This window comes from Mesorhizobium sp. BR1-1-4, from assembly GCF_020165375.1.
In the GTDB taxonomy this organism is placed as follows: domain Bacteria; phylum Pseudomonadota; class Alphaproteobacteria; order Rhizobiales; family Rhizobiaceae; genus Mesorhizobium; species Mesorhizobium australicum.
The window spans coordinates 95,844-108,313 of sequence record NZ_JAIUIB010000001.1; the positions used below are offsets into that span (position 1 = coordinate 95,844).

General features: G+C 64.1%; 14 protein-coding genes. 9 read left to right on the forward strand and 5 right to left on the reverse strand.

The annotated features are described in order from the left end of the window. Nucleotides 1-105 precede the first annotated feature (105 nt). From LB571_RS00460 to LB571_RS00480, 5 genes are all read left to right on the forward strand, one after another. On the forward strand, nt 106-1,986 hold the full coding sequence (locus LB571_RS00460) for a potassium/proton antiporter (RefSeq protein ID WP_140720087.1): 1,881 nt from the start codon (nt 106-108) through the stop codon (nt 1,984-1,986). A gap of 154 nt (nt 1,987-2,140) precedes the next feature. Continuing rightward, the gene (locus LB571_RS00465; protein ID WP_224591526.1) at nt 2,141-3,337 is read left to right on the forward strand and encodes a phosphoglycerate kinase; all 1,197 of its coding nucleotides are present in this window, start codon (nt 2,141-2,143) and stop codon (nt 3,335-3,337) included. A 144-nt stretch (nt 3,338-3,481) separates the two neighbouring features. Then, nucleotides 3,482-4,507 carry a class I fructose-bisphosphate aldolase gene (locus LB571_RS00470; RefSeq protein ID WP_140616700.1) on the forward strand — a complete coding sequence of 342 codons (1,026 nt, stop codon included), beginning with the start codon at nt 3,482-3,484 and terminating at the stop codon, nt 4,505-4,507. 173 nt (nt 4,508-4,680) lie between these two features. Then, nucleotides 4,681-5,424, forward strand: a complete 744-nt coding sequence (locus tag LB571_RS00475; protein ID WP_140616699.1) for a DUF899 domain-containing protein — start codon at nt 4,681-4,683, stop codon at nt 5,422-5,424. 146 nt (nt 5,425-5,570) lie between these two features. Then, a complete protein-coding gene (locus LB571_RS00480; RefSeq protein WP_224591529.1) occupies nt 5,571-6,287 on the forward strand; it encodes an SGNH/GDSL hydrolase family protein in 717 nt (238 codons plus the stop codon). Nucleotides 6,288-6,313: 26 nt separating this feature from the next. On the opposite strand, the gene LB571_RS00485 is transcribed toward LB571_RS00480, so the two are convergent. Next, nucleotides 6,314-6,475: a hypothetical protein gene (locus LB571_RS00485; RefSeq protein WP_015315363.1), complete on the reverse strand. Its 162-nt coding sequence runs from the start codon at nt 6,473-6,475 to the stop codon at nt 6,314-6,316. Nucleotides 6,476-6,591: 116 nt separating this feature from the next. After that, nucleotides 6,592-7,545 carry a ring-cleaving dioxygenase gene (locus tag LB571_RS00490; RefSeq protein ID WP_140663007.1) on the reverse strand — a complete coding sequence of 318 codons (954 nt, stop codon included), beginning with the start codon at nt 7,543-7,545 and terminating at the stop codon, nt 6,592-6,594. Nucleotides 7,546-7,808: 263 nt separating this feature from the next. Here LB571_RS00490 and LB571_RS00495 point away from each other — a divergent pair, with 263 nt between their 5' ends. The 4 genes from LB571_RS00495 to LB571_RS00510 all read left to right on the forward strand — a co-directional run bounded on the left by LB571_RS00495 (nt 7,809) and on the right by LB571_RS00510 (nt 9,915). Beyond that, nucleotides 7,809-7,976: a hypothetical protein gene (locus LB571_RS00495; protein ID WP_015315361.1), complete on the forward strand. Its 168-nt coding sequence runs from the start codon at nt 7,809-7,811 to the stop codon at nt 7,974-7,976. Between the two features lie 84 nt (nt 7,977-8,060). After that, complete coding sequence (locus LB571_RS00500; protein WP_224591531.1) at nt 8,061-8,651, forward strand: DJ-1/PfpI family protein; 591 nt, start codon at nt 8,061-8,063, stop codon at nt 8,649-8,651. Nucleotides 8,652-8,715: 64 nt separating this feature from the next. Then, nucleotides 8,716-9,123, forward strand: coding sequence for a hypothetical protein (locus LB571_RS00505; RefSeq protein WP_015315359.1), 408 nt, complete (start codon nt 8,716-8,718; stop codon nt 9,121-9,123). A 72-nt stretch (nt 9,124-9,195) separates the two neighbouring features. Then, nucleotides 9,196-9,915 (forward strand): helix-turn-helix transcriptional regulator, encoded by a 720-nt coding sequence (locus LB571_RS00510; protein WP_013529238.1) that lies wholly within the window; start codon nt 9,196-9,198, stop codon nt 9,913-9,915. A gap of 63 nt (nt 9,916-9,978) precedes the next feature. Here LB571_RS00510 and LB571_RS00515 read toward each other — a convergent pair whose 3' ends face one another. The 3 genes from LB571_RS00515 to LB571_RS00525 all read right to left on the reverse strand — a co-directional run bounded on the left by LB571_RS00515 (nt 9,979) and on the right by LB571_RS00525 (nt 12,388). After that, on the reverse strand, nt 9,979-10,674 hold the full coding sequence (locus tag LB571_RS00515; protein ID WP_015315358.1) for a DUF1013 domain-containing protein: 696 nt from the start codon (nt 10,672-10,674) through the stop codon (nt 9,979-9,981). Between the two features lie 361 nt (nt 10,675-11,035). Beyond that, entirely contained in the window at nt 11,036-11,176 is a 141-nt protein-coding gene (locus LB571_RS00520; protein ID WP_013892619.1) for a DUF1127 domain-containing protein, read from the reverse strand. Between the two features lie 201 nt (nt 11,177-11,377). Further along, entirely contained in the window at nt 11,378-12,388 is a 1,011-nt protein-coding gene (locus LB571_RS00525; protein ID WP_140662729.1) for an NAD(P)H-quinone oxidoreductase, read from the reverse strand. Nucleotides 12,389-12,470 lie beyond the last annotated feature (82 nt).

Consider the following 12,470-nt stretch of genomic DNA (forward strand, 5'->3'; position numbering starts at 1 on the left):
GGCGGCGCCGGGCAAAAAACCACCCTCCCGCCTTGCACTGGTCACGCCTTCGCCCCACTCTGCCGTGAAGCCAGGAGGCAGAGGAATTCGAGGGGCAAATCACGGATGGAGCATGCGATCTATCTCGTTACGCTGGTCGGCACGGCGCTTGTTGTCGCCGCGGCGTTTTCGAGCCTGATCGCCTTTCGCTTCGGCGCTCCGCTCCTGCTCCTGTTTCTGTGCATCGGGCTCGCCACCGGAACCGACGGGCTCGGCATTCAGTTTGACAATGCCCGCATCGCTTATTTTGCCGGCTCACTGGCGCTCGCCGTCATCCTGTTCGATTCCGGTTTCGGCACGCCGCTCAACGCCCTGCGGCAGGCGGCAGGACCAGCCCTGTCGCTGGCGACCTTCGGCGTCCTTCTCACCACCGGCCTGTTCGGCGCCGCCGCCTACTACCTGCTCGACCTCAGCTGGCTGGAATCCTTCCTGCTTGGCGCAGCCGTCGCCTCGACCGACGCGGCGGCGGTGTTCTTCCTGCTGCGCGCCGGCGAGATCAATCTGCGCGAGCGCGTGCGCTCCACGCTTGAGGTGGAATCGGGCACCAATGATCCGATCGCCATCTTCCTGACCATCACGCTGGTCGAGATCATCGCCGCCCACGCCAACCCCGAAGCCAATGTCCTGGTCACCAATCTCATCCTCGGCTTCCTCATCAACATGGGGCTTGGCGCGATCGTCGGCGTGCTCGGCGGCCTCGCCATCGTGCGCCTTGTCGACCGGCTCAACCTCGACCATGGCCTGCTGCCGATCTTCGTGCTGACCCTGTCCTTGATGGTCTTTGCCGCCGCCGGTGCCATCGGCGGCTCCGGCTTCCTGGCGGTCTATATCGCCGGGCTCATCGCCGGCAATTCCGACATCCGCGCTGTCACCATCCTCAAGCGCTTCCAGGACGGCATGTCGTGGCTGGCGCAGATCATCATGTTCCTCATCCTCGGCCTGTTCGCGACGCCCTCGCAGTTCCCGGCGATCATGGTGCCTGCGATAGCGCTTGGCCTGTTCCTGATGTTCGTCGCCCGTCCTGTCGCGGTCTGGCTCTGCCTGGTCCCGTTCCGCCTGCCGCGTCCCGAAGTCGCCTTCGTCTCCTGGGTCGGCCTGCGCGGCGCCGTGTCCATCCTGCTCGCCATCACACCGCTGCTCGGCGGGCTGGAAAACGGCCGCACCATCTTCAACGCCGCCTTCATCATCGTTCTGGTGTCCCTGGTCATCCAGGGCTGGACCGTCGGCCCGCTGGCGCGGCGCCTCGGCCTGATCGTGCCGGCCCGGCTCGGACCGCTGGACAAGGTCGAACTGGAACTGCCCGGCTCCGCGCATCACGAACTCCTTGCCTATCGTGTGGCGCCGGGCAGTCCGGTGGCGCGCGGCGAACGCATCCCGCGATGGGCGCGGCCCTCGCTGGTGCTGCGTGACGGCCGCTCGATGCGTTTCCAGGACATGGGCCGGCTCGCCGCCGGCGATCAAGTCTACATCTTCGTGCCCGATCGCTATCCCCGCCTGCTCGACAAGCTGTTCGCCAGCCGCGCCGTCGTCGATCCCGAGGATGCCGATTTCTTCGGCGCCTTCGCCGTCGATCCAGCGCGTTCCGCCGCCGAACTGGAAGCCGCCTATGCGCCCGGTCTCAGCGAGGCCGAGCAGAAACAGACCGTCGGTGCGCTGGTCACGGCGCGGCTCGGCGGCCATGCCGAATATGCCGACCGCGTGCTGCTTGGTCCGATCGAGCTGATTGTGCGCGACGTCGACGACAAGGGCAAAATCACCGGGCTCGGCCTGTCCTTCGAGCCGACCGCGCCGGTGGCGCGCGTGCCTGTCTTCCTGAGCGCCGGCGAGATCGGCGACCGTCTCGCCGCCTTTATCCGCAGCTGGCGCAAGCCGGCTGAGGCGCGGGGGGCAACACAGGCGGATGACGCCCCTGAGCCCCCGGTCGAGAAAGCGTCGGCCGAAAGCTGAGGCGGGCGACCGTTTGCCCGCTGACATAGGCCGGGCGGTCTTCACGGACTATGTCCCCGTCCGCCTCAAAATTTCGCACCCGGCCCCAGCCAAGCCTTGCATCGTCATTGATGCGAGGTATGGTCCCGGCGATTTCAGACGAAAGGGAACCGGCATGGCTGTCTTCAAGACACTGGACGATATCGGCAACATCAGCGGCAAGCGCGTGCTGGTGCGCGTCGACCTCAACGTTCCCGTCGCTGAGGGCAAGGTCACCGACACCACCCGCATCGAACGCATCGGGCCGACCATCGCCGAATTGTCCGGCAAGGGCGCCAAGGTCATCCTGCTCGCCCATTTCGGTCGGCCCAAGGATGGTCCCTCGCCCGAATTCTCGCTGGAGCCGATCGCCAGCGCGACGGCTGAGGTGCTCGGCCGTCCCGTTGGATTCGCCTCCGACTGCATCGGCGACACGGCAGGCAGCGCTGTCGCCGCAATGGACAAGGGCGACGTGCTGCTCCTGGAAAACACCCGCTTCTACAAGGCCGAAGAGAAGAACGATCCCGCTTTTACCGAACGGCTCGCCGCCAATGGCGACATCTTCGTCAACGATGCCTTTTCCGCCGCCCACCGCGCCCATTCGTCGACTGAAGGGCTGGCGCACCTCTTGCCCTCCTTCGCCGGCCGCACCATGCAGGCCGAACTCGAGGCGCTGGAGAAGGGCCTGGGCAACCCGGTCCGTCCGGTCGTTGCCATCGTCGGCGGCGCCAAGGTCTCGACGAAGATCGACCTGTTGATGAACCTGGTGAAGAAGGTCGATGCTCTCGTCATCGGCGGCGGCATGGCCAACACCTTCCTCGCCGCGCGCGGCACCGACGTCGGCAAGTCGCTGTGCGAGCACGACCTGGCTCCGACCGCCAAGCAGATCATGATCGAAGCGGCGGAGGCCGGCTGCGCCATCATCCTGCCGGTCGACGGCGTCGTGGCCAAGGAATTCAGGGCGGGTGCGGCCTGCGAGACCATCGCCATCTCCGACGTGCCGGCCGATGGCATGATCCTCGATGTCGGCGCCAAGACCGTGACGACGATCGGCGAGTGGATCGACCGCGCCGCGACGCTGGTCTGGAACGGACCGCTCGGCGCCTTCGAGATCGAGCCGTTCGATCACGCCACGGTGGCGGCGGCCAAGCATGCGGCGGCGCGCACAAAGGCGGGCAAGCTGGTTTCGGTTGCCGGCGGCGGCGATACCGTGGCTGCATTGAACCACGCCGGTGTCGCCGACGACTTCACCTATGTCTCGACCGCCGGCGGCGCCTTCCTGGAATGGATGGAAGGCAAGCCATTGCCCGGCGTGGACGTGCTGAAGCGCTGAGGGCACACGGCTCACCGGCAATTCGATCAACTCGAAGGGAGCTGGCGGCAGCGCCGGCCACTTTCGCTCGATTCGAGCTTTCCGGCGTCATTCCTTTGGCGGTAGTGTCCTGCTGGCCGATACCAACCGGTTAGGAGAAGCATGATGAGCGAACGTCTCGAAGACATTGCCGCCGCGATTGTGGCCAACGGCAAGGGCCTGCTGGCCGCCGATGAAAGCTCCGGCACGATCAAGAAGCGCTTCGACGTCATCGGCGTCGAATCTACCCCCGACAGCCGCCGCGACTACCGCGAGATGATGTTCCGCGCCAAGGACGCGATGGCCAAATACATTTCCGGCGTCATCCTCTATGACGAGACCATTCGCCAGAAGGCCGCCGACGGCACGCCGCTGGTCGACATCATCAAGGCGGCGGGCGCCATTCCAGGCATCAAGGTCGATGCCGGCGCCAAGCCGCTGGCCGGCTTTCCCGGCGACACCATCACCGAAGGCCTCGACGGCCTGCGCGAGCGGCTTGCCGACTATTACAAGCTCGGCGCCCGTTTTGCCAAATGGCGCGCGGTGATCGACATCGACACCGGCAAGGGCGTGCCTTCGGTCAATTCGATCAACTCGAACACCCATGCGCTTGCCCGCTATGCCGCACTTTGCCAGGAGGCCGGCATCGTGCCGATCGTCGAGCCCGAAGTGCTGATGGACGGCGCTCACGACATCGACACTTGTTTTGAGGTCTCCAAGGCGACGCTGATAAAACTCTATGACGAGCTCCACGCTGCCGGTGTTGTCCTCGAAGGCACGATCCTGAAGCCCAACATGGTGCTTTCTGGCAAGAAGTCGGGCACGGTGGACAGTCCTGAGCAAGTCGCGGAGAAAACGATAAAGCTGTTCCGCGAGACGGTGCCGGCCGCGGTGCCGGGCATTGCCTTCCTCTCCGGCGGTCAGGAGGACGAGGAGGCGACCGCCAACCTCAATGCCATCAACGCCATCGGCCCGCATCCGTGGAAGCTGACCTTCTCCTATGGCCGCGCGCTGCAGGCCGCCCCGCAGAAGGCATGGAGCGGCAAGGCCTCGAACGTCGCCGCCGGCCAGGCCGCCTTCACCCACCGCGCCCACATGAACCACCTGGCGGCACTTGGGAAATGGAAGGCGAGCCTGGAACAGGCTGCCTGAAGCCCCTGCTATCCTTCCCTTCGAACCCGGGCCGACATGCCCGGGTTTTGTTTTGGCGCACCGGCCTTGGGTCAAGGCATTCGAATTCTTATTTTCTCTGGGCATCCCTGACAGCGGCGATGTCGGGGCGAGCCCATCCCGTACGTCCTTGGGGTGCAGACAGGGAGAAGTTCATGCATCGCAACAAGGTCGTTTCGCGCGAAGAATGGTTCGAGGCTCATAAGGCACATCTGGCCCGCGAGAAGGAACTGACGCGGCTTCGCGAGCGCGTCGCGGCCGAGCGGCGCGAACTCCCCTGGTTGAAAATTCGCAAGGACTACGTCTTCGAGACCGAACGGGGGCCGAAGAAACTTGCCGATCTGTTTGGCGCCAACAGCCAGCTGATCGTCTACCATTTCATGTTCGGGCCGGGCTGCGTCAATCATTGCGAAGGCTGCTCCTTTCTTGCCGATCATATCGACGGTGCCAACCAGCACCTCATGCACCACGACGTATCGCTGGTCGTGATCTCGCGCGCGCCGCTGGACGAGCTTGTAGCCTACAGGCAGCGCATGGGCTGGAAGTTCGACTGGGTGTCGTCCTATGCGTCTGATTTCAACTTCGACATGCAGGTTTCCTTCACCGACAGGCAGATCGCGGCTGGCGACACCACATACAATTTCGAGACCCGAGCCCGGACATCGAAGGAGCTTCCGGGCGCCAGCGTTTTCTACAGGGACGAGAACGGCGACATTTTCCTGACCTTCGTTTCGCGTGCCCGCGGCGGCGAACAACTGATCGGCGCCTACCACTATCTGGACCTGACGCCGAAGGGCCGGGGTGAGACCGGCCTCTACCGCAACCTGATGGATTGGGTGCGGCTGCATGACGAATATGCAGGCGAGCCGCAAGCGGAGCGCGATTGCCACGATGGCTGACCAGCAAAAGTGCGGAGCCCCTTCGGAATTGCGTAAAACAAAGGGGTAGAGCGTTCGAGGCGATCCTGTTTTCGCCGGAAATGCTCGTTCACCTCTCTCGCGACATGCGTTAGATGCTGGTCGCAAACCAGTTCAATGGACCAGCGATGCGACGCTTTCCGACCTTCCTCACCTGGCTCGCCTTCCCGATCTATGTCTGGCAGGGATTGGGTGTCCGCCGCCGCACCTCGCGCATGCTGCCGGCGCAGGGACCGGTCATGCACGAGATCTCGGGCCAGGCTCCGGCGATCTCGCTGTTGGTGCTGGGCGATTCCTCCGCCGCCTCGGTCGGCATCGGCAATTCCGAAAACGGGCTTGCCGCGCAGCTTGCCGTCATGATTGCGCAGCGCACCGGCGGCGCTGTGCGCTGGCGTGCCGCCGGCTTCAATTCGGCGACATCTGGTCAGATCCGCGACCATGTCCTGCCCAATCTGTCGGCTGATCCGTGGACGCATATCGTGCTCGCCATCGGCACCAACGACACCAAGAATTTTCATTCCGTGCCGCGCTTCAAGAAGGAGTTCGGCGGCCTCCTCTACGCGCTGCGCGCCAAATGGCCGGAGGCGCGCGTGGTATGGTCGCCGGTGCTGGAGTTCACGCGTGCACCGGCCATGCCATCGCTGCTCGGCAAGATCCTCGAGATCCGCGCCACCGCGATGAACCGGATGGGCGAGCGCCTCTGCCTGGAGCGCGGCGCGGTGCCGGCGCCGCGCCTGCCGATCACCAACCCCGAGGCCGGTTTTGCTTCCGACGGGTTTCATGCCTCGGAGGCCGGCTACCGGGCCTGGGCGGAACATCTCGTCGGCCCAGTGCTTGCCGGCTGAAGAGCGACCGCAGCTGTCGCCAGGCCTTATGTCAGGTGCCCGAGCACGGCCGCCAGTGAGATCGCCGCCATGGCGAGCAATGCCAATTTCCAGAAATCGCCGCGGCGCCTGAGCCCCGGCCAGCCGAGCGGCTTGATGAGCTGGATGACCATGAACCCGACGATGACAAGGGCGAGGAGTTTCGTCATGCTGCCTTTGACCAGCAACGCTTGCGCCTGTCAAAGCGGTTCGTTCGGTCTCCGGGGAAGAAAAGGCGCCGCGAACCCGAAGCGGAACGCGACGCACGCCTTGACCGCGCAGCAATCTACTTCAGCGGCTTGAGGCCAGCCTCGATCGATGCGCGTTTTGCCTCCAGGAACGGGGGCAGGGCAAGGCTTTCGCCCAGCGTCTCCAGCGGCTCGTCGGCTGTGAACCCTGGCCCGTCGGTGGCAATCTCGAACAGGATGCCGTTCGGCTCACGGAAATAGAGCGAGCGGAAGTAGTAGCGCTCGACCTCGCCGCTTGACGGCAGCCGGAATTCGGCCAGGCGCGCCGTCCACTGATGCAGCGTCTCCTCGTCCGGCGCCCTGAAGGCGACATGGTGAACCGCACCGGCGCCTTGCCTCGCGGGTGCCAGCCCGGGCTGCACGGCCACATGAAGCTCCGCCGCCGGCCCGCCCGCGCCCATTTCGAAGACGTGGACCTGGCCCTCGCCGTCAGGCGAGGCATAGTCGCGGACCTTGCGCATGTTCATCACCCCGGCCAGCACCGCCTCGGTGTTGGTGATGTCGGGAACACTGATAACGATCGGCCCCAGTCCGCGGATCTGATGCTCGGCCGGCACCGGGCTTTGCGCCCAGGGATGGCTGCCGCCCTTGCCGCCATCGCTGACGAGCCGCAGGCGCTGGCCTTCGGGGTCCTCGAAATCCAGTGACTTGTAGCCGCCGATATCGGCAATCTCTCCTGTCACAATGCCCTCGCTGGCAAGGTGCTGCTTCCACCAGCCAAGGCTCTCCTGGCTGCCGACCCTGAGGCTGGTCCGCGCGATGCTGTGTGTGCCGCGCCGTTCGCGGCCGATCGGCCAGTCGAAGAAGGTGAGGTCGGTACCCGGCGTTGCCTCGCCGTCGGCATAAAAGAGGTGGTAGGCCGAGGTATCGTCCTGGTTCACTGTCTTCTTGACCAGCCGCAGCCCCAGCACCTTCGTGTAGAAGTGAAGATTGCCGGGCGCATTGGCGGTGATGGCGGTCAGGTGGTGAATTCCTGTCAGTTGCAAGCTCATGGTGGTCTCCCTGTTTTTGGGGAAGAATTTTCTCCTTTCATATCAGAACTCCGGTCACTTCGCTGAAGGCCGCCTGTCCCGACAGTCCGTCGCCAAGCTATGAACAATACTGCCTCGATTAGCCCTGCCTTAGTGAACAATCCGCTCGCGTGACCCGTCACGACAAGAACGGAACAGTCGCCACACGACCCGCCATCCTCCTGACAGACTGCTGTCAGGAGGGGTGTGCGATAGTGTCTCCGGTTAGAGAGAGGAGATTGGTCATGAACGGTTTTACCATTCTGCGCGGCATGCAGCATTATGTCGGCAAGATCCGCACGATGCGCAACGAGATCCGGACCCAGCGGTTCATGAACGCGCTGCCCGCAGACATTCGCAAGGATATCGGCTGGCCGGACATGTATGCCGAGCGTCGCCATCACGGCAATTGAGACGAAATTTTCAACGCAGCGGTTGGATGCTCACGCGTCAGCACCCAGATATCAAGTCCGGCGCGCGAGGGATGGAGCGAGCTCATGCCCGATCAGAAGACAATCGGCTTTCTGTTCATCGAAGGTTTTGCCGACTGGGAATATGGGCTGCTGGCGGCCTCGGCGGTCGAATGGTTCGGCGCTCGCGCCGTGTCGCTGACGCCCGACGGCAAGCCGGTGACCGGAATCAGCGGTTTTAAGCTGATGCCAGACCGCTCGGCCAGCATCAATGAGAATACCGATCTCGATGCCGTGGCGGTCATCGGTTCCGACCACTGGGCGGACAAGGCGCCGCCGGATGCTGCCGAACTGCTGATGGCTGTCGCATCGCGCGGCGGTATCGTTGGTGGCATCTGTGCGGGAACGCTGGCGCTGGCCCGAGCCGGCATGTTCGAGAACGCGAGGCATACCAGCAATGGCCGTGACTGGATTAGCCGTCACGAGTCCGGCTATGCCGGCGATGGCAATTATCAGGATGTGCCACATGCCGTGGCCGACGGCAAAATCGTGTCCGCGCCAGGTTCGGCGCCCGGCACTTTCGCCCTTGCCTTCCTGCAGACGCTCTACCCGGAAAAAGGCAGCGAACTCGCGCAGATGCGGACGCTGTTCGCCAAGGAGTATGCTGAAGCCTCCTGACAGCATGCTGTCAGGAGGTGCGTGCGATGGTGGGACAATGCGCATGGCCGGCCAAGGACGATCGATGAAACACTGGAACGACAGGCTGAACGCGCCTGGCATCAACGGCGTGAAGCCAACGCCGCGCACGGTAGGGGACGTTATCGAAGGCCAGCCCATGCTGGTGCCGACCGCGCGCCAGGTCGACGATTTCATCCGCTCCATCCCCGAAGGCGTCGATATGGACGTTCGCGCGCTGCGCACGGCCCTTGCCATCGAGCATGGCGCCGAAGTGACATGCCCGGTCACCATGGGCTATCATCCGCGTACGGTCGCCGAGGCTGCCAAGGAGGATCTCGAGCGCGGCATGACGCTCAGCGACGTCGCTCCCTTCTGGCGCGTTCTCGATGCGAAGACGCCGACAACGAGGAAACTGTCCTTCGGCGCGGAATTCGTCGCCGCGCAGCGCAAGCGCGAAGGGCTGAAGCCGTAATGCATGTCATGTGGAAGTGGATCCGGTCAGGGAGCCACGGCATGCATGGGAAAAACACTGGGGAAGCAAACGATGCGCCGCGCCGACAGGCTCTTTCAGATCGTGCAGCATCTGCGTGGTGGCCGCCTTGTCACCGCCCAGAAGCTCGGCACATGGCTCGAGGTTTCCGAGCGAACCATTTACCGCGACATAGCCGACCTGCAGTCGACTGGGGTGCCGATCGACGGCGAGGCTGGCGTTGGCTACATGATGAGGGAGGGTTTCGACCTTCCGCCGCTGATGTTCACGCGTGACGAGATCGTGGCGCTGGTGGCCGGCGCCCGCATGGTGCGCGCCTTTGGCGGCGCCGCCATGGCGCGGGCCGCCGACGAGGCACTGGTCAAGATCGGTGCCGTGCTGCCCGATGCCGAGAAGGACCGCATCGCCCGCACCGAGATCCACACGCCGATGTGGGTGGTCAGCGATGCCGCCCGCGAGGCGATCGACCTGATCGAGCGCGCGGTCGAAAAGCGCCAGGTGCTGACCATCGACTACTCGGACGAAGCCGGCCGCGGCACCGCGCGCGATATCAGGCCGCTAGGCCTGTGGTTCTGGGGCAAGGTGTGGACACTGGTCGCCTGGTGCGAGATGCGCGATGATTTCCGCGCCTTCCGCATCGACCGCATTGCCTCCGTGGTCATCGCCGGCCGAATCTTCAAGCCGGAGCGCGGCAAGCAGCTTGCCGATTTCTACCGGGCGGTGGAGCGCAGCGAGGACTACGGCATGGCGCCCGACCGCGCGGCGCGAAGCTGAGACTTGCTGGCCGCACAAAATAGCCCGCTCGAAGCGGGCTATTTTGTTCCGTTCGCGAAAAGCCTATTCCTCGTCGTCCGTATCGGTGTCCTTCGACTTCAGCGCCGACAGCTTGGCGAAGACGGCGTTTGCATCGAGCTCCGCGTCCTCGTCCTTCGGCTTCTCCGGTGCAGGCACCAACCGCTCGGTCAATGCCGCCGGCAGCAGCGTGTCGCCGACCGGCTGCGCCTGCTCGCGGCCGCGCGAGGCGCGGTTGACTTCCATGTCGAGGTCGATCTGCGAGGCGAGACCCAGCGTCACCGGGTCCATCGGCTGCAGATTGGCCGAATTCCAGTGCTTGCGTTCGCGGATCTGCTCGATCGTCGACTTGGTGGTGCCGACGAGGCGCGAAATCTGCGCGTCCTTCAGTTCGGGATGATTGCGCACCAGCCACAGGATGGCGTTCGGCCGGTCCTGACGTTTCGACAGCGGCGTATAGCGCGGGCCCTTGCGCTTGGATTCGGGTACCCGCACCTTGGGATCGGAAAGCTTCAGGCGCTGGTTCGGATCCTTCTCGGCGCGCGCGATCTCGTCGCGGGTCAGCTGGCCGGTCATGATCGGATCCATGCCCTTGATGCCTTGCGCTGATTCTCCGTCGGCGATCGCCTTGACCTCAAGCGGATGCAGCCCGCAGAACTGCGCGATCTGCTCAAAGGAAAGCGCGGTGTTGTCGACCAGCCAGACGGCGGTCGCCTTGGGCATAAGCAGCGTATTGGCCATGTGCAAATCCTTCTCGTTCGCCCGCGTTCCCGCGCGGGCGGTGGTTTAGAGCCACCAAAATGGGAAATTCGCGGCCTGTATAACTGCTCTCAGGTCGTTTCGCAACGTTTTTGGAAGAGCTGGGAACGACGTGGCCAACCAAGGCGCGCGGTGACGGCTAACGTTTGCCACGGCGGTCCAAACCCTGCCGCCGCATTTGCCGCGGATCGCCATGGCATATCACGCCGAAGCCGAGATGAATCCAATCCCCCCAAAAGACAAAACCCGCCGGACAGGGTCCAGCGGGTTTGGAACCGGCGACGACAAGCGTCTGCGGCGGCTCTGCATTGCGACCCTGCCTTGCGGCGGGTCGCGCTTGCAATCAGATCGCCTGACGGGCGATCCGCTCGATGTCGCCGCGGTTGATGCCGAGGTCGCTGAGCTGACGGGCGTTGAGGCGGTTCAGTTCGCGAACGGTCTCGTTGTACATGCGCCAGTTACGGAAAGCACGGATCGGGTTCATGGTAGTCCTCCTGAATTGGGTTCGTTTCGATGATGCTCAAATAGTGATCATCGGGCGGGACTTGAACAGCCGATTTTGCATAGCAATGATGCAAATGCTGCATTGCACCATTAAGCTTCTGTTCATCTTGTAGGCAGGGGCGAAGGACGCTGGCCAGACCGTGTCGAGATCCGGTCGGGCCGAGCCGAAAATGCTGGCGTCCTAGCCGACGTCGAGCACGATCTTGCCGATATGCTCGCCCTCCTCCATCCGCTCATGCGCGCGCCATGCGTCGGTAAGCGGGTAGATCATGTCCATCACCGGTGCCACCTTGCGCGTGCCCAGCAGAGGCCACACCTGTGCCTCCAGCGCCGCCGCGATCGCCGCCTTGAATTCGACTGTGCGCGGCCTGAGCGTCGAGCCCGTATGGGTCAGCCGCTTGACCATGACCTTGGAAAAATCGGCACTGGCGACAGCGCCTGCCTGAACCGCGATCTGCACGATCCGGCCCTCGACAGCGGCGGCCTCGTAGTTTCGCTGGACATAGTCGCCGCCGACCATGTCGAGGATGACGTTGGCGCCTCGGCCTTCGGTCACCTCCTTGACCGCGGTGACGAAATCCTGCTCACGGTAATTGATCGCACGGTCGGCTCCGATCTTCAGGCAGGCGTCGCATTTCTCCTGGGATCCGGCGGTGGTGATCACATAAGCGCCGAAGGCCGAGGCGAGCTGGATCGCCGTGGTGCCGATGCCGGACGAGCCGCCATGGACGAGCAGTGTCTCACCCTTCTTCAGGCCGCCGCGTTCGAACACATTGTGCCAGACGGTGAAATAGTTTTCCGGCACCGCCGCCGCTTCCGTGTGGGTGAAGCCCGCCGGCAGTGGCAGAACGCTGCCTGCATGAACCCTGACATATTCGGCATAGCCGCCGCCGGGCGTGAGCGCGCAGACCCTGTCCCCGATGCGCCAGCGCGATATCTGGTCGCCAAGAGCGGCCACTTCTCCCGACACCTCGAGGCCCGGCAGGTCCGATGCACCGGGCGGAGGCGGGTAGGCCCCCTTGCGCTGCTGCACGTCCGGCCGGTTGACGCCGGCGGCATGCACCTTGATCAGGATTTCGCCGGGGCCGGGCTGCGGTACGTCGCGCGTTTCCGGTTTCAGCACCCTTGGGCCACCCGGCTCCGAGATAGCGATCGCCGTCATCCGTGCCGGAATTTTCTGTCCGCTCGCCATGAAGTTTTCCGTCTTTCCTCGCCGCACTCTTACCGGCTGTTTGCATCGACGCCCTTGCCCTATGTATGCTCATTGGCAAATC